Source organism: Sphaerisporangium flaviroseum (genome assembly GCF_039537005.1).
GTDB classification, from domain to species: Bacteria; Actinomycetota; Actinomycetes; order Streptosporangiales; family Streptosporangiaceae; genus Sphaerisporangium; species Sphaerisporangium flaviroseum.
Map to the genome: position 1 here is coordinate 1 of NZ_BAAAZR010000003.1, position 17064 is coordinate 17064.

Consider the following 17064-nt stretch of genomic DNA (forward strand, 5'->3'; position numbering starts at 1 on the left):
CCGCGTCGAAGTTCAGGTCCTCGATCGCGATGGCTTTCACGCCGCAGGTGTGCGCCCAGGTCAGCAGCCGCGTCAGAGCGTGCCGCACTTGGGCGTCGCGGTAGTCGGCGGTCCCGGACAGCTCGTAGAGGAAGCGGCGCGGCTCCCCGAGGGGGTTGCCGTGCACATCGAGCCGCCAGGCGGCCAGGTGATCGGCGTTGGTGTCCACGCCGATCACGCCCTGGGCGAGAGCGGTCGTGAGCGGGATGGTCGTGGCTGGAGGGATCTGCCAGGAGGCGGTCAGGTACCAGCGCCCGCGCTCGACGTCATAGTGGATGCGGTAGGCGACTGCGCGGTTGGTCTCGATGCGGTCGCGCCATTCGGTGCCTCGGTGCGGGAACCGCACCTGGCCGGTGAGGACGTACCGGCCGTGCTTGGCGTTGGCCAGATGCGCCAGCGGCGCGGGCAGCTTGATCGACACCTCGCCGTCGGGGGTGAGGCGGATCGTCTCGTTGCCGTACCGCTTCCCCGACTCGCCGTCAGCGGCAAGGAACCAACGCTCGGCCTCCCAGCGTTCCCGCCACTGCTGCTCGGTCAGCTTCGCAGCGTCGAGGTTGTGCCGGGTGCGGGCCAGCCGCTTGCCGCCGCGCACCACATGCACCACGCCGTTGTCTGTGTCGGCCCGCTCACGCTCCAGCCGGCCCATGAGGATGTGCAGGCGGCGCGTCTTGCGGAACCACTCCTGCTTGCTGCGGTAGCCACCCGGGGCGCGCTTGGTGCCCTTTTCTGCGACCGGCAGCGACAGCCGGTGGCGGATCGCACCGATACCGGCTTGAAGGCTCTGGATGTGGGAGAGCTGCCCGCGCCGGGACAACGCCCACTGGTCATGCGTGGCCTTGGTGATCGCACCGGCCCAGCGTGAGGACGACTGCTCGGTCAGGGCGCGCTTGCGGTCCGCCCACCGGCCGCTGTCGTGATCGCTACCGGCCGCGCAGCGCGCCCTGAGGTCTGTGCCCGCCAGCGATCCCAGATGTGCGCCCACCGCGCGCAGGACCATCTCGTCCTGCTCGGTCAGGCCCTTAAGCCGGTCGCGGATGGCAACCCCCAAAGGGCCGAGCGCGACGAACGCCGGGGCGATGGGACGCAGATCAGCCATGCTCGGCGGCCTCCAGCGCCTTGCGTGCGCGGTTTGCCGCGCTGCGGCGCCCGTACAGCCGGGCGCAGAAGGATGTGAGGACTTCGACCATGTCGCGCACCAGGTCGTCTTCGATCTCGCCGTCATCGAGCACGACCAGACGCCGGCCATGCGCGGCCAGCGCGGCTTCGATCAGCTCCACGTTCATCCGGCCCAGCCGGTCCTTGTGCTCCACCACGATGGTGGTCACGGCAGGATCGGCCAGCAACCGCTGTGCTTTCGACCGGCCCCCGTTCATCCCGGAGCCGATCTCGGATTCAACGCCGACCACGCGGTGCCCGGCCTTGGCCGCCCACGCCGACAGCCGGGCGACCTGCCGCTCAAGATCCGCCTTCTGGTCATGGCAGGAGACACGGGCGTACAGCCCAAGGCCGCCCACAGTTTCCGGGGTGGTGTTGGCGTCGATGTTGACCAGGATCGTGCGTGGGCCGACCCGCACGGCCGGGACCGGCAGGGTGCCCTGACGGAACCAGCGGTATGCGGTGTGGGGGCTGATCCCCTGCACACGTGCCCATTCCGTCAGATTCACACGAAGATCATACATAACTAGAGCCACATCATGCACACTTATGCACGCTCAAACGCCAGCAGTTCCGTGACCCTCTGATCCCTCAGGCAGATGCGGGGCGGAGCGTCGCTGAGTCAGATGTGGGGTGGAGCGTCCCTCAGTTAGATGTGGGGTGGAGCAGCCGTCAGTCAGATGCGGGGCGGAGCGTCCGTGCTTCGAGATGGCGAGATCATGGTGTGCTGGGCCATTTCCGTGGTGGTCGCAGAAGTGGGTTCGCTGCGGTGGGTCCACAGGAAGGCTCCTATTAGCAGTACGGTGCCTCCCAGCAGCCAGGGGATCGGGCCAGGCGGTAGGACGCCTATGAGTAGGCCAGTGAGGGCGCCGGCCAGTTGCAGAGCCAGAGACTGGACGGATAAGGCGGTAGCGCGGCCCGCACTTGTGACACGACGGTGCAGCAGGTCGTTCTCGCTCGGGCCCGCAGAGCCGCGGCCGAGGACACGGCTCGGCCCGCAAAGATGCCCGCGGTGAAGGCCAGCGTCGATCACCTCCGGCGCCCGGGTGGTGTGTTGCGGCGCCGACGTGGTGGGAGGTGACGCGGTGAACCCGGCGCCGTTGTGCGGCGGGCAACCTGGGGTGGGTGGGCGAGTCGGGGCCCATTCTGGCCGAACCACTCCATGGCTTCCTCGCCGAACCATTCAAGGGTTCATACCCGCTGAGGCTCGGGCCGACGGGCTGCGGACGCGGATCACTTGCGGTACCCGGGTGGTGTGTTGCGGCGCCGACGCGGTGGGAGGTGACGCGGTGAACCCGGCGCCGTTGTGCGGTGGGCAACCTGGGGTGGGTGGGCAAGTCGGGGCCCATTCTCGCCGATCATTCTTGCCGATCATTCCGGCCGTTGATGCTCGCCGATGGCCAGGTCGCGGCGGAATGCGGGCGTCGATCGCCTTCGGTGGCCGGGTGGTGTGTGGATGAGTGCCCGCTCGCCGATGGCCGACGCTGGGCGCCCGTACGCGAAATCAAGGGGCCGCTCGGCATGGCGCGGGACCGGTTCACACGGTAGAAACATCCCAACGCCATTTTCCATGGCTTGATGCAAGTTCGGGAGAGAGCGCTCTCCCGCATCGGGCCGTGTGTCCTGATGCCCGCCAACGTCTTCTGTCCACGTAGCGCGGCACCCCCCGCGGAAAGGACGAACCGTATGACGACCCAGCCTCCTGGCAATGGAGATCCCGTGAGGCGGCGCTCCGGCCGCCGGCGACTCGGCCTGGCGTTCGCGCTCGGCCTGGTGCTGACGAGCACCGTCATGACGACGGGACCAGCCACCGCCGCCTCGCCGGACTCCGGTACCCGGGACTTCGGGGCGAACGTCACCATCTTCGATCCGAGCATGCCGGTCGGCGAGATCCAGGCGACCCTCGACGCGGTGCATGCCACGCAGGTCGACAACGAGATGGGAACCAAGCGCTACGCCTATCTCTTCAAGCCGGGAACGTACGGCACCGCGGAGAACCCTCTCCGCATCAAGGTCGGCTACTACATCGAGATCGCCGGCCTGGGCGCCTCGCCCACCGACGTCGTCATCAACGGCAAGGTCGAGGTCTACAACCGCTGCCTGGAGAACGGCGGCACGAGCAACTGCCTCGCGCTCGTGAACTTCTGGCGCACCCTGTCCAACCTGTCGATCAACGTCAACGTGGCCGGTGAGAGCGGTTGCAGGGCATCGGCGAACTTCTGGGCCGTGTCCCAGGCCGTGTCCATGCGCCGCCTCAACGTCAGCGGGGCCACCCTGTCGCTGATGGACTACTGCACCGCCGGTCCGCAGTACGCCAGCGGCGGCTTCATCGCCGACTCCAAGCTGCCCTCCGTCACCAACGGATCGCAGCAGCAGTGGCTGATCCGCAACAGCGAGGTCGCCGGGTGGTCCAACGGCGTGTGGAACCAGGTCTTCTCGGGGGTCGCCGGCGCTCCGGACGACGCCGCTTTCCCGGACCCGCCCTATACGACGCTCGACACCACTCCGGTGAGCCGCGAGAAGCCGTACCTGTTCGTCGACGGGCGGGGGATGTACAACGTCCGCGTGCCCGCCGCTCAGAAGAACAGTCGTGGCATCTCCTGGGCCGGCGGCATGACGCCGGGCCGCACGCTACGGATCGCCGACTTCTTCGTCGCCAAGCCGTCGGACTCGGTGAAGGTCATCAACAGCCAGCTCGCGCGTGGCAAACACCTGCTGCTCACGCCCGGCGTGTACGACATCGCGCGGAGCATCGAGGTCAGGCGCCCCGACACGGTCGTCCTCGGTCTCGGGCACGCCACGCTCACCGCCGTCGACGGCTCGACCCCGCTCGACGTCGCCGACGTCCCCGGGGTCGTCATCGCGGGCGTCACGGTCGACGCGGGTCTGAAGAAATCGCCGGTGCTGCTGCGGGTGGGCAAGAACCACGGCAAGGAGGACCACGGCAGAGGTGACGATCACGGCAGACGTCCGAGCCGGGCCGACAACCCGACGACGCTGTCGGACGTGTACTTCCGCGTCGGCGGACCGCACGTCGGCAAGACCGACATCGCGCTTGAGGTGAACAGCGACAACGTGCTCATCGACCACACCTGGGTGTGGCGTGCCGACCACGGCGCCGAGGGCTTCACCGACACCCAGCGCTGGAACACCAACATCGGCCGCAACGGCGCCGTCATCAACGGTGACCACGTCACGGCCACCGGCCTGTTCGTCGAGCACTTCCAGCGGTACAACACCGTCTGGAACGGCGATGACGGCACGACCATCCTGTACCAGAACGAGCTGCCGTACGACCCGCCGACCCAGGCCGACTGGATGAACGGCGGCGTCGAGGGATGGGCCGGCTACAAGGTCGGCGACCGGGTGAAGACGCACACCCTCTACGGCGGTGGCGTGTACGTCTTCAACCAGAACAACCCGGCGATCCACACCGAGAACGGCTTCGAGGTTCCCGAGACGCCGGGCGTCAGGCTGCACCACATCATGACGGTCAACCTCAGCGCCGGAACGATCGACCACGTCGTCAACGGCGTGGGCGGCCCGGCCGACACGACCAGAATCGGTGCGCCGGTGTACATCACGGAGTACCCGGCCCCGTAGAACCGCACTGCGACGGCGCCACCGCCGTCCTGTTGGGCCGGGGCCTTCGAGCCCCGGCCCACCCGGCACGCGGCCGGCGAAGCCGGAGTCTCCGAGCTTGGTCCACCAGCATGCCGCCGGCGGGCCAGGACGAGCTCGGCCATCAATGGCCGGCTTCGGCATCAGAGGGTGGTGGGGACCTTAGTCCGATTCGGTGAAGCCGATGCTGAAGGCGGCCTCCAGGTCGTGCTTGGAGTAGGTGCGGAAGGCCAGGTGGGTCTCGGTGGCGAGCACGCCGGCGACCTTGTTGATGCGTCCGGGGATCACCTCTGCGACCTCGTCGTAGGCGTCCACGCGGACCATCGCCACCAGGTCATAGTCACCCGTGATCGAGTAGACCTCGCTCACTCCGTCGAGCTCGGCGAGCGTCTGGGCGACTTCAGGAATCCGGTCGACCTCCGCCTTGATGTGCACGATCGCGGTGATCATTCGCGCTCTCTCCCTTGAGTACGGTCTGGCCCGACTTTAGCGCCGCCGCCCCACCACCCCACCACCGCCTCGTACACCTCGCCACATCCGGTACTAGAAGCCAAGGCATACGGCGGGGTCGCCGGGGGTGCCGGGAGGGGCGCCGCCTATGGAACCTCCTCAGGTCGCGAGCTCGCGCGTGGCTATCGGCTCCGCGCCTCAGAACGGCCTGCGTCACCCGCTGACCGGAGTGGAAGACCCCATCGATGCGCGTGGCACTTCACCCGCACGGTTCGAACCGGAAGACGAAAGACCGGACCTGGGGACAGCGAGGGGAAGAGGCTCAACCGCTCACCGGCGATTCCACAAGAGCGTTGACCGTTGTATCACGTGGTTGAGTGATTCAGACCACGAGCACATCAGCGCGGGCCTGGGCTGTCGTGTCATGCCTGCGGGCCTACCCCTCCCCAGGACGGCTTCTCAGGACGGTGAACTCGGTTCCCAGCTCATCACCGACACGTCGGAGGGCTCGCGGCGTGGGATCGATCAGATAGCGATGCGTGGCGGCCTGCAGCAACGGGAGATCGGTGGCGCTGTCGGTGTAGGCGTAGGCCACCGGGATGGCGATACCCGCCTCCTGCAACCGGAGGACCTTCTCGGCGCCAAGACAGCCGCGAACCGCTTGGAAGGAATGGCGGCCGCGCCGCAGTTGCGCAGCGACGACCTCCACCGCATCCAGGCCCAGCCCTCGGCATACGGCAGTGGCCACGGGATCAGCGCAGGCGGTGGCCACGACGACCCGGTCACCGGCATCCAGATGGGCGTGGAGCCGCTGCAACGCCACGGCGATATGGCGAGGCCTGGCAGTGTGCGCGGCGGCGAATTCCTCGGCCAGTTCGGCGAAACGGGACGACGGCACACCGACCGTGGCCAGCCACAGGAAACCCATGATGGCCAGACGTCTGGTGGGAGGCAGGAAGAACAGCGGTAGCAGGAACATCGCCGACATCAGGGAGGCCGCCGCGCGACCTGGGCCACGGAGGAGCAGCACGCGCAGGAAACGGCCGAAGGAGTCGCCGCGTACCAGAGTGTCATCGAGGTCGAAGACGGCGACGGGCCGCCCGGAATCACCGCTGCTCATCCCACTCACATCAGATCGCCTGTCCGGTTGATCGGCAGCTTACCGATCATACTTCGGATGTGGGTCAAAGCAGCGGGACGCCTTGCCTTCGGTGGGACTGAACGATCACCTCTCAAACGCGCCCAGCGATCACCGACCGTGGACCAGGCGCTGCGCGTAGGGCAAGCCGGTACTGGTGCCATACAAAGGACGGAACAAGCCGGCATCGCAGAAGAGGGCCCACTCGGGCTGACCCGAAGCTCCGCGGCCCAGGCGAACGCGCCGATGCCCTGCTGAAATGCTGGCACATCCTGCGGAAACTACGCTGCTGCCCCCTGCGCGCAGGTCAACTCGTCAAATCCATCCTCGTCCTTTAGGCTCGTGAAGCCAGATGAAATGTGTTCCTTCATGGCATGGCGGGCAGGATTCTCTCCCCGGGCGTTGGCATGGCTCTCGTTCGCCTTCATTCTTGAACCGTCGATTGTGGCGGAAGGCGCGTACGCGTCATCAGGTATTCGTGGCATTCGCTGGATTACCTGTGGTCCATGGACATTTTGATGGGGCGACGGCGTGGACGGGGGGAACGACTCCGCACTTTTACAGGAGTGCTCTCCGCGCCGCCGCCCCCGCTTAGGGTGCGTTACCTGAACGGCGGGTGCCGATTGAGATGGGCCGCCCGGCGGATGAATCGTCATCCGAGCATTTCCGCCTCTGGTACCTCACCTCGAACCATACGGTCCGACCTGCGTCGTCCTCATGCACGTCCCAGCGGTGGGAGAGCGTCTGGACGAGCAGCAGGCCGCGCCCGCTCTCGGCGGACGTGTCGCCGCCCAGGCGAGGCGCCGTCTCGCCTCCCGCGTCCACCACGTCGACGTGTATGAAGTCGTGGCAGTCGGCGAGTGCGAGCATTACGTTCCCGCCATTCTTCGAATCCGAATGGACGATGGCGTTCGTGACCACCTCGGAAACAAGGAGCGTCACGTCATCGAGCGCGGGGTGTTCGTCGCCGAGCTTCTCCCTCACATACGCGCGTGCACGAGAGACCGACTCGGGAGAACCGATCAGGTCGAGGACCCCGAGCAGGCTTCCTGTCGTCATGCCCCTGCCTTTTCGTTTCGGCGGAAAATGCCGCGCGTCTTGAAAACTTCGCCTTATCAGGGTGTCGCCTGACGACTACGATCGGTGGCGGAATCGGTCGACCTTATGCCTACAGTTATGGTCAGCAGGTCGGTCGGTCATTTGAAACGCCCGATTTTAGGCAGGCAGGTGAGGTTTGTCCCCCCACGAAGAAATAGACCCCCACGATTCACCCCGTGCCATCTTCGCCTTCGAGTTGCGCCGCCATCGGCGCCTGGCGTGCCTGACGCAAAGGCAGCTCGCCGAGCGCATCGGATTCTCGGACTCCATGGTCAACCTCGTGGAGCTGGCCAAGCGCCGCCCGTCCGAACGCTTCGCCGAGCTGTGCGACCGGGCCCTGGGCCTCGACGGCACCATGGCCAGGCTGTACACCGCCACGACATGGCGGCAGGCGCCGGAGCACTTCCGGCCATGGCTCGATGAGGAACAGGAAGCCACCGACCTGCGGTGCTGGGAGCCGACGATCGTTCCCGGCCTGCTCCAGACCGAGGGGTACGCGCGCCAGATCCTCGGAGCCTCACCGGGCATCACCGGCGACCAGGTGGAGGAACGTCTCGCGGGACGTATGCAGCGCCGCGCCATGCTCAACCGCGCCCGGCCGCCCGCCCTCGGCGTCGTCATGGACGAGGCCGTGATACGCCGGAACGTCGGCGGCGCGGTCGTCATGGGTGAGCAGTTGAGGTTCCTGCTGGAGATCGCTCAGCATCCCCAGGTGACCATCCAGATCGTGCCCTCCACGACCGAGGTCCACTGCGGGCTGGTAGGCGGATTCATCATCGCCGAACGGAACGGATCGGCCTACGCTGCTTACGCGGAAGCGCAACCTTACGGTCGTACCGTGGACGATCAGGCGACCATCGCCAGGCTGGTCCGGCGGTATGACGCCATCCGATCCGAGGCCGTGCCGTTCAAGCAGTCCTTAAGGCTCATAGAGGAAGTGATGCACCAAAATGGCTCCTGATCTTCCCTGCGCACAGTGGCGCAAGAGCAGCTACAGCGGTGACGAAGGTGGCAACTGCGTTGAGGTCGCCTCGAATCGGTCCGGCGTCGTCGCGGTGCGTGACAGCAAGAACCCGACCGGCCCGGCACTCACGTTCGCGCCCGGCACGTGGTCCGCATTCGTGGGCGCGCTCAAGACCGGCGCCCTGGCCGACTGAGCCCCAGTCACTCGCCTCGCCCTGGCCGACTGAGCTCCGCTCACTCGCCTGGCCTTGGCCACGCGCCGGGATCGAGTGTCTCCGTCAGGTCGGGGACACTCGCAGGACGCGTTGCCGTGCTGCCCGTTTCGATTCCCGCGTCGCCCGTTTCAGCAGTCGTCGGGCAGTAGCCGGAAGGACTCGTGGCTGGTGATGGGACGAACAGCACGGAAATGTCTGCGGTCGAGGGTGAAGATCGCGTCGGTACGAAATTCCGCGGCAAGGGCACAGTTCATCGCGTCGGTGAGCCCGATGTTCATCTTCACGTAGCGGGCCATGAGAGCACGCGCGGTACGCAGATGCGGTGAAACCTCAGGCACCTCGTATCGCATCGTGGCGATCGCTCACCGTACTCTTGTGGGTTCGCCGCGTCACTGCTTCCCGATGTTCAGCGTCGTTGCCGGCCGGGATCGGCAGCCCTCCCCGTGTCAGCGGAGCGGTCTGCCCTCGCGGGGGTTGTGGGCTTGGATGCCCTTGTAGGCCAGGTCGATGCGCTCCTTGAGACGGCCGGCGCCCCGGGCCGGGAGGCTCCACGTGCCGTCGACCCGGACCAGCCGGACGCCGGGGGAGTCGAGCCAGCGCAGGATGCACTCGGTCTCCTCGGCCCCGGCGGCCGGAAGGGGCCCGGGCCCGGGGACCACCGTCTCCGCGGTCGCCTCCAGGGCGTCGACATACGGAGTCGGGTGGGCCCCCTTCGGCATCACGCCCGCCGCGGCGAGCCTGCCGTGCCGGACGACGTGGATGTCCCACCCGCCGTCGAACGCCGGGCTGGCCGCGATCATCTGCGGGATGCCGGTGAGCGATCGAAGCCGCTGCATCCGCGCCGCCGTGCGCACGTAGACGGCAAGCCGGTCGCGGTCGACGGCGGCCTCCTCGTAGCGTTGCTCGGCCGCGAGCCGCTCCATACGGGCTTCGATCGCGGAGAACACCGGGCCTGGGTCGCGCTCCATGGCGGCCTGGGCGTCCTCGACGTGACGGCGGTAGTCGTCGACGCTCTGGCGGCCCTCGCAGGGCGCCCCGCAACGGCCCATCTCGGCCAGCGCGCAGGCGGGCCGCCGGGTGCGCGCGGTGATGCGCTCGGTGCACTGCCGGAGAGGCAGGGCCTCATGCAGCGCCGCCCTGGCCTCCTCAGCGCCCCGCGCGGAGGTGAACGGGCCGAGGTAGGTGGCGCGGTCGGCCTTGACCTCGCGGACGATGGACAGCCGGGGAAACGGCTCGTCGGTCAGCTTGAGCCAGACGACCTTCTCGGGGAAGCGGGAGCGGCGGTTGTACCGCGGCTTGGTGGAGCCGATCAGCCGCAGCTCCCTGACCTCCGCCTCCAGGCCGGTGGCGCACACGATGGTGCGGACGCGCTCGGCGATGCCGACCATCTCGCGGATGCGCGGGCGCGTCTCGCTGGCGGTGAAGTACGACTTCACCCGCTGGCGCAGGTCGCCGCTCTTACCGACGTACAGCGACTCGCCGCACTCGTCCTCGAAGACGTAGACCCCCGGGGCGCTCGGGACGCTCGCGGCCAGGTGGCGCTTGCGCTTCTGCTCCGGTGTGGGCGCCCGCACGAAGCCCTTGAGCTCCTCCAGGGTCTGCACTCCATACGCCCCGACCCGCTCGATCAGCGCGTGGAGCACGTCGACGGTGGCCTTGGCGTCGGCGAGCGCCCGGTGGCACGGCTCGGTGGTGCTCCTGAACACCCTGGCCAGCGTCGAGAGCTTGCAGTTGGGCACCTCGTCGCGCGTGAGGACGCGGCGGGCGAGGTCGGCGGTGTCGACGACGGGGTTGGTGGGGAGCGGGTAGCCGTGTGCCTGGCAGCCGGCCTTGATGAAGCCGACGTCGAAGGGGGCGTTGTGGGCGACCAGCGTGGCGCCGCGGACGAACTCGAGGAAGGAGGGCAGGACCTGCTCGATCCGCGGGGCGGCGGTGACCATCACGTCGGTGATGCCGGTCAGGACCGTGATGAACGGCGGGATGGGACGCCCGGGGTCGACGAGGGTGGCGAACTCGCCGAGCACCTCGCCGCCGCGCACCTTGACCGCGCCGATCTCGGTGATGGCGTGCTCCGCGTGTGACCCGCCGGTCGTCTCCAGGTCGAACACGACGAAGGTCACCTGATCGAGCGGCGTGCCCAGCTCGTCGAGCGTCCCTTGAACCCCGATCTCCACGCCCATGACCATACGAGTACGGACCGACAGTTCCACCCCCGTCCCCAGATCCGTTCGGCATGTGATCGCAACCCCGCCCGTTCTTGGTCGTTATACGGCTGGTGTCGGGCGCGCTGTGGCATGCCGTGGGATGCGACGGATGGGCCCGTTCATCGGCAGACACATGGTTCGAGCGAATATTCACGGGGAGGCGCGTATGCGCAGGTCATCAGCATTGATCACAACTCTGGCCCTGGCAGCGGGATCACTTCTCTGGTCCTCGGCGCCCGCACAGGCGGCCGCCCCCAGCGGGCAGGCCACGGTCGAGGCCGGCTCCACCGCCGCCCGGCCGAAGGCGTACGTCCGCGTGTTGTATCCCACCAGGATGCGGCGCGGCGGCTCCGCGACGTTCAGCTACAAGGCCACCCGCCTGCGGCGGATCGAGGCCGACGGGGTGGTGCTGGCCGCGTTCCTGCCGAAGAACACGGTGTCCAAGGTCCGCTTCCTGGCCAAGCCGCCGCACTCCAAGTGCGGGTACTACGCCTCGCGCGCCTACTGCGTCGTCAAGCTCAAGGGCGCGAACACCATCTCCATGCGCCTGCAGATCTCGGTCAAGTACAAGTACGCGGGCAAGTACTACATCAACCACTACGCGAGGGCGATCGGGTTCGAGTCCGGCCTGAGCACGCGGGACTACGTGCGGCAGATCTCCCGTGAGGACCTGATCGCCAAGTCCAAGACGATCATCTCCCTGCGCTGACGGGCGCGCCCCGGTCCCGCGGCCTCCGCTGCGGGACCGGGGCGGGCCTCGGCTCAGTCCCAGTAGCGGCCGTCGAGCATGCTCTCAAGGGCCGCGCGGTGCATCACCAGGTCGTTCGGATCTTCCGGCATCGGCTGCTCGCCGAAGTGGATCCGCCGGTGCCAGACGCGGGCCATGATGATCCCGTGCCGCAGGGCGGCGTAGGTCTCGAAGAACTCCATGTTCCGGGGCTCATGGCCCGACAAGGCGTGATACTGCGCGCAGACGTCCTCGCGGGTCATGAAGCCGGGCAGGCCCGGGAGCCCCATGATCATGGTGACGTCCTGGAAGAACCGGTGCAGGAAGATCATCCAGGCGATGTCGATCTCGCGTGGACCGACCCCGGCCATCTCCCAGTCGAGCACCGCGACCGGCGTGAAGTCGCGGTACATCACGTTGCCGATGCGCGCGTCGCCCCAGCTGATCACATCCTGCCCGGGGTCGGCGGGCCAGTGGTCGTCCAGCCAGGCGAACGCGTCCTCCAGAAGCGGGATCCGCAGGGACCCGTGGGCCCACTCGTAGTAGGCCCTCTGCTCGTTGACGTGCCGGCGCAGCGCCGACTCGCCCGAGTGGCCCGACCGGAGGAAGGCGAGGTCCTCGGGCTGGACGGGTGCGTTGTGCAGCCGGGCGAGGATGTCCACGGAGTGCCTCTGCAGGCGCTCGCGGTCGGCGGGGGAGGCGTCGAGCAGCCAGCCCTCGAAGGTGTAGGGCACGAGGTCGGGCGGGACGTCGCCGGTCTCCTGCTCCATCACGAAGAACGGTGAGCCGAGGGCCGCCGGGTCGGGCTCGAACCACAGGGTGCGGGGAGCGGGGACCCCGGCCCGCCGCGCGAACCGCATCACCTCGAACTGCTTGCCGAGGTCGTACTCGGGGAAGACCGGCACCGCCTCGGCGGCCGGGGCCATCCTGGCGACGCACTTGAGCTCCTGCGGGCCGGTCCCGTCGGCCCAGGAAGCGGTGAAGAACACCGTCTCGCTGGACAGGCCGTTGCCGGAGGGCCGGGACAGCTCGGACACCGACACCCCAGAGGGCCCATCGAGGCGGCCCGCGAGCCACGCCTGCACCCGATCTCGGAGTTCACCCAGGTCACGGGTCGACGTCCGGATTTCCGCGGCCTCCGCACGCTGATCGTCCAGCCTGGACATCGTTGTCTCCCTCATCGGTGGTGGCACAGTCGTATACCGATCACCAAGCGCTTGTCCATACGCCGTTCGCCCGCCGTTAACCGGTATTCAAGGGGCCGGCCGCGTGTCATCAGGGGCTGGTGGGGGAGGAGAACCCGGTCGGATGCGCGCTGACCACGAACGCGCCAGCCGTACCCTTGTCGGATAGACGGTTTTGAATGGCCAGTCAGCTAGGGGAAGACGGATGAGTTCAGCCGGAGAAGGCCTGTCTCGCCCGCTGCCCGAGCAGGTCCGCTTACATGTAGTCGAGCTCGCCGCACAGGTGCTCGGCACGATGCAGGCCGCCACGATCCCGCCCCCGCTGAAGGGCATCGCGAAGTTCGAACCGCGCAAGCGCGCCCGGCTGGGCAGCGCGCCGATCGCCGCGCAGCTGGAGACCGACAAGGAGTTCCGCGAGATCGTCGCCGAGGCGCTCCAGGAGGCCTGGCCGGAGCTGGTCGCCAGCCTGGAGGAGGGCAACGTCCCGCCCGCGGCGGAGCCCGTCCTGGTGGCCGCGGCCGCCTACCTGACCCGGCCTCCGGGCTGGCCCGAGCTGGTCGAGACCGCACGCGCCGACCTGGAGCAGGCCGCGGCGGCGGCCGAGGGCAGCGCCCAGGAGCAGACCGTCGTACGGCTGCGTGAACAGCTCGCCGCGCAGAAGCTGGCCGCCAAGGAGGAGGCCGACCGGCTGCGCGAGCAGCTCAAGGCGTCCCGCGCCGAGGTCGCCGACCTGCGGCGCAGGCTGCACGACGCCCGGGAGCGGGGGAAGGCGGCCGAGGAGCGCGCGGCCGAGCTGCGGGTCCTGGAGCAGGAGGCGAGGGCCGCCGTCACCTCGGCCACCAGCTCCACCGACAGCGAGCTGCGCAAGCTGCGCGAGCGGGTGACCGACGCCGAGCGGCAGCTTGAGGCCAGCCGTCGCGCCGCGCGCGAGGGGCGCAGCATCGAGGAGGCCCGCGTCCGCGTGCTCCTCGACACCTTGCAGGACGCCGCGGCCGGGCTGCGCAGCGAGCTCGCCCTTCCCGTCGCGATCAGCAAGCCCGCCGACTCGGTGAGCGCCGTGAGCCCCGGACGGCCCTCGGTGCGCGCCGTGCCCGCCCGCGCGCTCGCCGACGACGACCCGGTCCTGCTCGACCAGCTCCTGGCCATCCCGCACCTCCACCTCATCGTGGACGGCTACAACGTCACCAAGACCGGATATCCCTCGCTGACGCTCATCGACCAGCGCTCGCGCCTGCTCACCGGCCTCGGCGGGCTGGCCGTGCAGACCAGGGTCGAGGTCACGTGCGCCTTCGACGGCGCGGAGCTGAACGGCCCGGTGCAGGTGTCCGCGCCGCGCGGGGTGCGCGTGCTGTTCAGCGCGCCGGGGGAGATCGCCGACGACCTCATCCGTCAGCTCGTCCGCGCGGAGCCTCCGGGCCGCGCGGTCGCGGTCGTATCCTCCGATCGCGAGGTCGCCGATTCGGTGCGCCGTATGGGCGCCCGGCCCGTCCCGGCCACCCTTCTGCTGCGTCGCCTCGGCCGCGCCTGAGCGCCTCGTACACCCCCCCCGCGTCGCCTCGGCGGGCGGCGTTTCCTGCCCGCGTCCGAGGTCGGGGACGGACCGGCTAACCGGGCTTGTCAGATCTAGACCGAATCACGGGGAAAAGATGCCGTTACCTGTGTCCTTTCTGTAGGATCACCGCCCAGGTTGTCTCACTTGTCTCACTTGAGGGGGCTGACGTCCCAGTGGCCGTGCGTGGCATCCAGGGAGTCGGACGGATACCGGTGATCGCCGGGCTCGTCGCCGTCGTCGTCCTGACGCAGGTGGGCGGGGCGGAGGCGAAACCGAAGCCGACGGTCGCTCAGACCAAGGCGCGGCTCGCCAAGCTGAACGATCAGGCCGACAAGGTGGTCGATCGTTACAACCTCGCCGGCGAGCACTGGAAGAAGGCCCGCAAGGAGTACAACGCCCTCAACGGCCGGCTCAAGAAGCAGATGGAGAACATCGACCAGCTTCGTGCCGGCCTGGTGTCGGTGGCGGTCAGCACCTACCAGTCGGGTGACCTGCTGACCTGGCCCAACCTCATGACACAGAGAGACCCGGAGTCCCTGCTGAGCGGGCTCGCCTCGGTGGACCAGATGTCGGCCGGGCAGGCGCGGACCCTGGCGGAGTTCGAGGACGCCACGCGCTCGCTCAAGGGTCACCGCGACGAGTCCAAGGCGGCCTACGACAAGGCCGTGAAGCTCCTCGACGATCTCCGCAAGCAGAAGAAGGACGTCGAGAAGCTGGTAGGCGAGCAGGAGAGCCTGCTCCGCCGGCTCAACGCCTACAATCCGGGCAACCCCAACAGCGCCGGCATCAAGTACAACGGGTCGGCCTCCGGCAACGCGCGCACGGCGCTGCAGTTCGCCTACGCCCAGGTGGGCAAGCCCTACCGCTACGGAGGAACCGGGCCGGCCGCCTACGACTGCTCAGGACTCACCCAGGCGGCCTGGCGGGCCGCCGGTGTCAGCCTGCCCCGGACCGCCGCCCAGCAGTACAACTGGGGAGCGTCCCGGAGGGTCTCGCTGAACGCGCTGCAGCCGGGCGATCTGCTGTTCGCCTCCGGCCTCGGCCACGTCGGCATCTACGCCGGAGGCGGCAAGATGGTCCACGCGCCCCAGACGGGCGACGTCGTGAAGGTCGTCTCCCTCACGGCCTACCGGAGCATCATGGGGGCCGTACGTCCCTGAGCGTGGCCCTCGGGCGAGGCCGGGAAGTCCCGGCGCCGCCGGAGCGGTCCGGCCAGCAGGACCAGTCCTGACAGCGCCACGCCCGCCGTCATGATCCACATCGTCGGGCGGATGCCGATCGAGGCGCCGAGCGCCCCGCCGAGCAGGGCGCCGAGCGGGATGGTGCCGTAGTTGACGAACTGCATGCTGACCGAGACACGTCCCATCAGGTGACGCGGGCAGTAGGTCTGGCGGAAGCTCGACTTGATGACGTTTCCCGTGACCACGCCCGCGACGACGGCCAGGCTCCCCACCACCATGAACGCCAGGCCGGCACCGGGGGTCGTCAGCGGGATGAGCAGGGCGAACGGGGCGCCGATCATCTCGCAGGCAAGCAGGGCACGTGCGCTGCCGAGGCGCCGGACGAGCCGGGTGGCGCCGGCGGCCCCGATGACGCCCCCCAGGCTCGTGGCGGCGATGAGGCCGCCGACCACGCCCGCGCCCAGGCCGACCTCCCGTACGAGGAAGACGATGAGGATGGCCTGGTAGCCGACCAGGGTGAGGTTGCTGACCGCGCCGAAGACCGTGAGCACCCGAAGGTAGGGATCGCGGGCGACGAAGCGCATGCCCTCGCCGATCTCGCGTCGCAGCGTGGTCCTGTTCTCCGGCGGCGCGGGGGGCGCCTCTCTGGTCCGCATGGCGAGCAGGCAAAGGCCTGAGACCAGGAAGGTGACCGCGTCGGCCAGCAGGCCGGTGACGGCTCCGAATACCTGTGCGATGAGGCCGCCCACGCCGGGGCCCACGACCTGGGCGGCGGACTCGCCGCCCTGGAGTTTCGCGTTCCCCTCCGGCAGGTCGGCGTCGCGGACGACGGCGGGCAGGTACACCTGGTAGGCGGTCTGGAAGAACACCTTGGCCGTGCCGGCGAGCAGGGCGACGGCCAGCAGCTGTCCGATGGTCAGCACACCCCACCAGGCGGCGGCCGGAACGCTGACGAAAAGGAGCAACGACGCGGCGTCGCAGACGAGCATCACCGGCCGCCGGGGGAGGCGGTCGACCCAGGCGCCGGCGGGCAGGCCGATGATCATCCAGGGCAGCCAGGTGGCCGCCGTCAGCAGGGCCACGACCAGGGTGCTCGCGTGCAGTGTCGAGATCGCCACCAGGGGCAGCGCCACGCTGGTGAGGGTGCTTCCGAAGCCGCTGGTGGTCTCGCCGATCCACAGCAGCCGGAAGTCGCGATCGCGCAGCAGGCCGCCCCGCCGGGCGCGGACGGCGCCCGGGCCCGCGGGCGCGGTGACGGTGGCGTTCATGGCCGCCCCGGAACGCCGAAGGCGAAGACGAAGACCGGGTCGCGCTGCTCCCCGTCGTCGGGCACCTGGCGGGCGGCCCAGCGGTCGAGGACATCGATGATCTGCCGCTCCAGGTCAGCGAGCTCGGCCGGGGTCAGCCGCAGCCACTTGTCGGTGGAGAACGGGGCGTTCTGCCACGCCGCGCGCTCGTCCTCCCCGGCGGCGTACCAGGCTCGCACCAGATTGACGTGGTGGTCGAGGTTGAGCGACTCGGCCGCGCCGGCGACCGC

The 17064-nt window shown here is 68.8% G+C and carries 16 protein-coding genes and 1 pseudogene; 7 read left to right on the top strand and 10 right to left on the bottom strand.

Annotated elements, in window-relative coordinates; genetic code table 11:
• Together ABD810_RS10975 and ABD810_RS10980 are read right to left on the bottom strand one after the other, a co-directional pair.
• The coding region (locus ABD810_RS10975; protein WP_344937596.1) for an IS200/IS605 family accessory protein TnpB-related protein at window positions 1–1135 on the bottom strand (1135 nt) is incomplete at its 3' end.
• Window positions 1128–1703, bottom strand: coding sequence for an IS607 family transposase (locus ABD810_RS10980; RefSeq protein WP_344937897.1), 576 nt, complete (start codon window positions 1701–1703; stop codon window positions 1128–1130). The genes ABD810_RS10980 and ABD810_RS10975, both read right to left, overlap by 8 nt.
• Before the next feature lie 1210 nt (window positions 1704–2913).
• On the opposite strand from ABD810_RS10980, the gene ABD810_RS10985 reads away from it, so the two are divergent.
• Complete coding sequence (locus ABD810_RS10985; RefSeq protein ID WP_344937598.1) at window positions 2914–4797, top strand: adenylyl cyclase; 1884 nt, start codon at window positions 2914–2916, stop codon at window positions 4795–4797.
• A gap of 180 nt (window positions 4798–4977) precedes the next feature.
• On the opposite strand, the gene ABD810_RS10990 is transcribed toward ABD810_RS10985, so the two are convergent.
• Window positions 4978–5265: an Lrp/AsnC family transcriptional regulator gene (locus tag ABD810_RS10990; protein ID WP_344937600.1), complete on the bottom strand. Its 288-nt coding sequence runs from the start codon at window positions 5263–5265 to the stop codon at window positions 4978–4980.
• Between the two features lie 436 nt (window positions 5266–5701).
• Complete coding sequence (locus ABD810_RS10995; RefSeq protein WP_344937602.1) at window positions 5702–6385, bottom strand: haloacid dehalogenase-like hydrolase; 684 nt, start codon at window positions 6383–6385, stop codon at window positions 5702–5704.
• Window positions 6386–6554: 169 nt separating this feature from the next.
• On the opposite strand from ABD810_RS10995, the pseudogene ABD810_RS11000 reads away from it, so the two are divergent.
• A pseudogene (locus tag ABD810_RS11000) lies at window positions 6555–6741 on the top strand (IS5/IS1182 family transposase); the annotation flags it as partial.
• A 253-nt stretch (window positions 6742–6994) separates the two neighbouring features.
• On the opposite strand, the gene ABD810_RS11005 reads toward ABD810_RS11000, so the two are convergent.
• Window positions 6995–7462 carry an ATP-binding protein gene (locus ABD810_RS11005; RefSeq protein ID WP_344937604.1) on the bottom strand — a complete coding sequence of 156 codons (468 nt, stop codon included), beginning with the start codon at window positions 7460–7462 and terminating at the stop codon, window positions 6995–6997.
• Window positions 7463–7637: 175 nt separating this feature from the next.
• Here ABD810_RS11005 and ABD810_RS11010 point away from each other — a divergent pair, with 175 nt between their 5' ends.
• Together ABD810_RS11010 and ABD810_RS11015 are read left to right on the top strand one after the other, a co-directional pair.
• Window positions 7638–8462, top strand: coding sequence for a helix-turn-helix domain-containing protein (locus ABD810_RS11010; RefSeq protein ID WP_344937606.1), 825 nt, complete (start codon window positions 7638–7640; stop codon window positions 8460–8462).
• Window positions 8452–8658 (top strand): DUF397 domain-containing protein, encoded by a 207-nt coding sequence (locus ABD810_RS11015; RefSeq protein ID WP_344937608.1) that lies wholly within the window; start codon window positions 8452–8454, stop codon window positions 8656–8658. Before ABD810_RS11010 ends, ABD810_RS11015 begins: the two co-directional genes overlap by 11 nt.
• A gap of 149 nt (window positions 8659–8807) precedes the next feature.
• Here the strand turns inward: ABD810_RS11015 and ABD810_RS11020 are convergent, their stop codons facing one another.
• Both ABD810_RS11020 and ABD810_RS11025 read right to left on the bottom strand, forming a co-directional pair.
• On the bottom strand, window positions 8808–9029 hold the full coding sequence (locus ABD810_RS11020) for a PIN domain-containing protein (protein ID WP_344937610.1): 222 nt from the start codon (window positions 9027–9029) through the stop codon (window positions 8808–8810).
• A gap of 96 nt (window positions 9030–9125) precedes the next feature.
• Window positions 9126–10859 (bottom strand): DEDD exonuclease domain-containing protein, encoded by a 1734-nt coding sequence (locus tag ABD810_RS11025; RefSeq protein WP_425566887.1) that lies wholly within the window; start codon window positions 10857–10859, stop codon window positions 9126–9128.
• 208 nt (window positions 10860–11067) lie between these two features.
• Here ABD810_RS11025 and ABD810_RS11030 point away from each other — a divergent pair, with 208 nt between their 5' ends.
• Window positions 11068–11592 (top strand): hypothetical protein, encoded by a 525-nt coding sequence (locus tag ABD810_RS11030; protein WP_344937614.1) that lies wholly within the window; start codon window positions 11068–11070, stop codon window positions 11590–11592.
• A 53-nt stretch (window positions 11593–11645) separates the two neighbouring features.
• Here the strand turns inward: ABD810_RS11030 and ABD810_RS11035 are convergent, their stop codons facing one another.
• Window positions 11646–12776, bottom strand: coding sequence for a phosphotransferase family protein (locus ABD810_RS11035; protein ID WP_344937616.1), 1131 nt, complete (start codon window positions 12774–12776; stop codon window positions 11646–11648).
• 223 nt (window positions 12777–12999) lie between these two features.
• Between ABD810_RS11035 and ABD810_RS11040 the strand changes: the two genes are divergently transcribed.
• Together ABD810_RS11040 and ABD810_RS11045 are read left to right on the top strand one after the other, a co-directional pair.
• The gene (locus ABD810_RS11040; protein WP_344937618.1) at window positions 13000–14322 is read left to right on the top strand and encodes an NYN domain-containing protein; all 1323 of its coding nucleotides are present in this window, start codon (window positions 13000–13002) and stop codon (window positions 14320–14322) included.
• Window positions 14323–14558: 236 nt separating this feature from the next.
• Window positions 14559–15506, top strand: coding sequence for a C40 family peptidase (locus ABD810_RS11045; RefSeq protein ID WP_344937620.1), 948 nt, complete (start codon window positions 14559–14561; stop codon window positions 15504–15506).
• Here the strand turns inward: ABD810_RS11045 and ABD810_RS11050 are convergent.
• Both ABD810_RS11050 and ABD810_RS11055 read right to left on the bottom strand, forming a co-directional pair.
• Entirely contained in the window at window positions 15473–16795 is a 1323-nt protein-coding gene (locus tag ABD810_RS11050) for an MFS transporter (protein WP_344937622.1), read from the bottom strand. The genes ABD810_RS11045 and ABD810_RS11050 overlap by 34 nt on opposite strands.
• Window positions 16792–17064: hypothetical protein (locus ABD810_RS11055; RefSeq protein ID WP_344937624.1), on the bottom strand; the 273-nt coding region annotated here is incomplete at its 5' end. The genes ABD810_RS11055 and ABD810_RS11050, both read right to left, overlap by 4 nt.

Excerpts from the sequence above, each read along its gene's own strand:
- ABD810_RS10990 (WP_344937600.1), bottom strand. The coding sequence starts at position 5,265 with ATGATCACCGCGATCGTGCACATCAAGGCGGAGGTCGACCGGATTCCT.
- ABD810_RS10995 (WP_344937602.1), bottom strand. The coding sequence starts at position 6,385 with ATGAGCAGCGGTGATTCCGGGCGGCCCGTCGCCGTCTTCGACCTCGAT.
- ABD810_RS11005 (WP_344937604.1), bottom strand. The coding sequence starts at position 7,462 with ATGACGACAGGAAGCCTGCTCGGGGTCCTCGACCTGATCGGTTCTCCC.
- ABD810_RS11015 (WP_344937608.1), top strand. The coding sequence starts at position 8,452 with ATGGCTCCTGATCTTCCCTGCGCACAGTGGCGCAAGAGCAGCTACAGC.
- ABD810_RS11020 (WP_344937610.1), bottom strand. The coding sequence starts at position 9,029 with ATGCGATACGAGGTGCCTGAGGTTTCACCGCATCTGCGTACCGCGCGT.
- ABD810_RS11025 (WP_425566887.1), bottom strand. The coding sequence starts at position 10,859 with ATGGGCGTGGAGATCGGGGTTCAAGGGACGCTCGACGAGCTGGGCACG.
- ABD810_RS11035 (WP_344937616.1), bottom strand. The coding sequence starts at position 12,776 with ATGTCCAGGCTGGACGATCAGCGTGCGGAGGCCGCGGAAATCCGGACG.
- ABD810_RS11040 (WP_344937618.1), top strand. The coding sequence starts at position 13,000 with ATGAGTTCAGCCGGAGAAGGCCTGTCTCGCCCGCTGCCCGAGCAGGTC.
- ABD810_RS11050 (WP_344937622.1), bottom strand. The coding sequence starts at position 16,795 with ATGAACGCCACCGTCACCGCGCCCGCGGGCCCGGGCGCCGTCCGCGCC.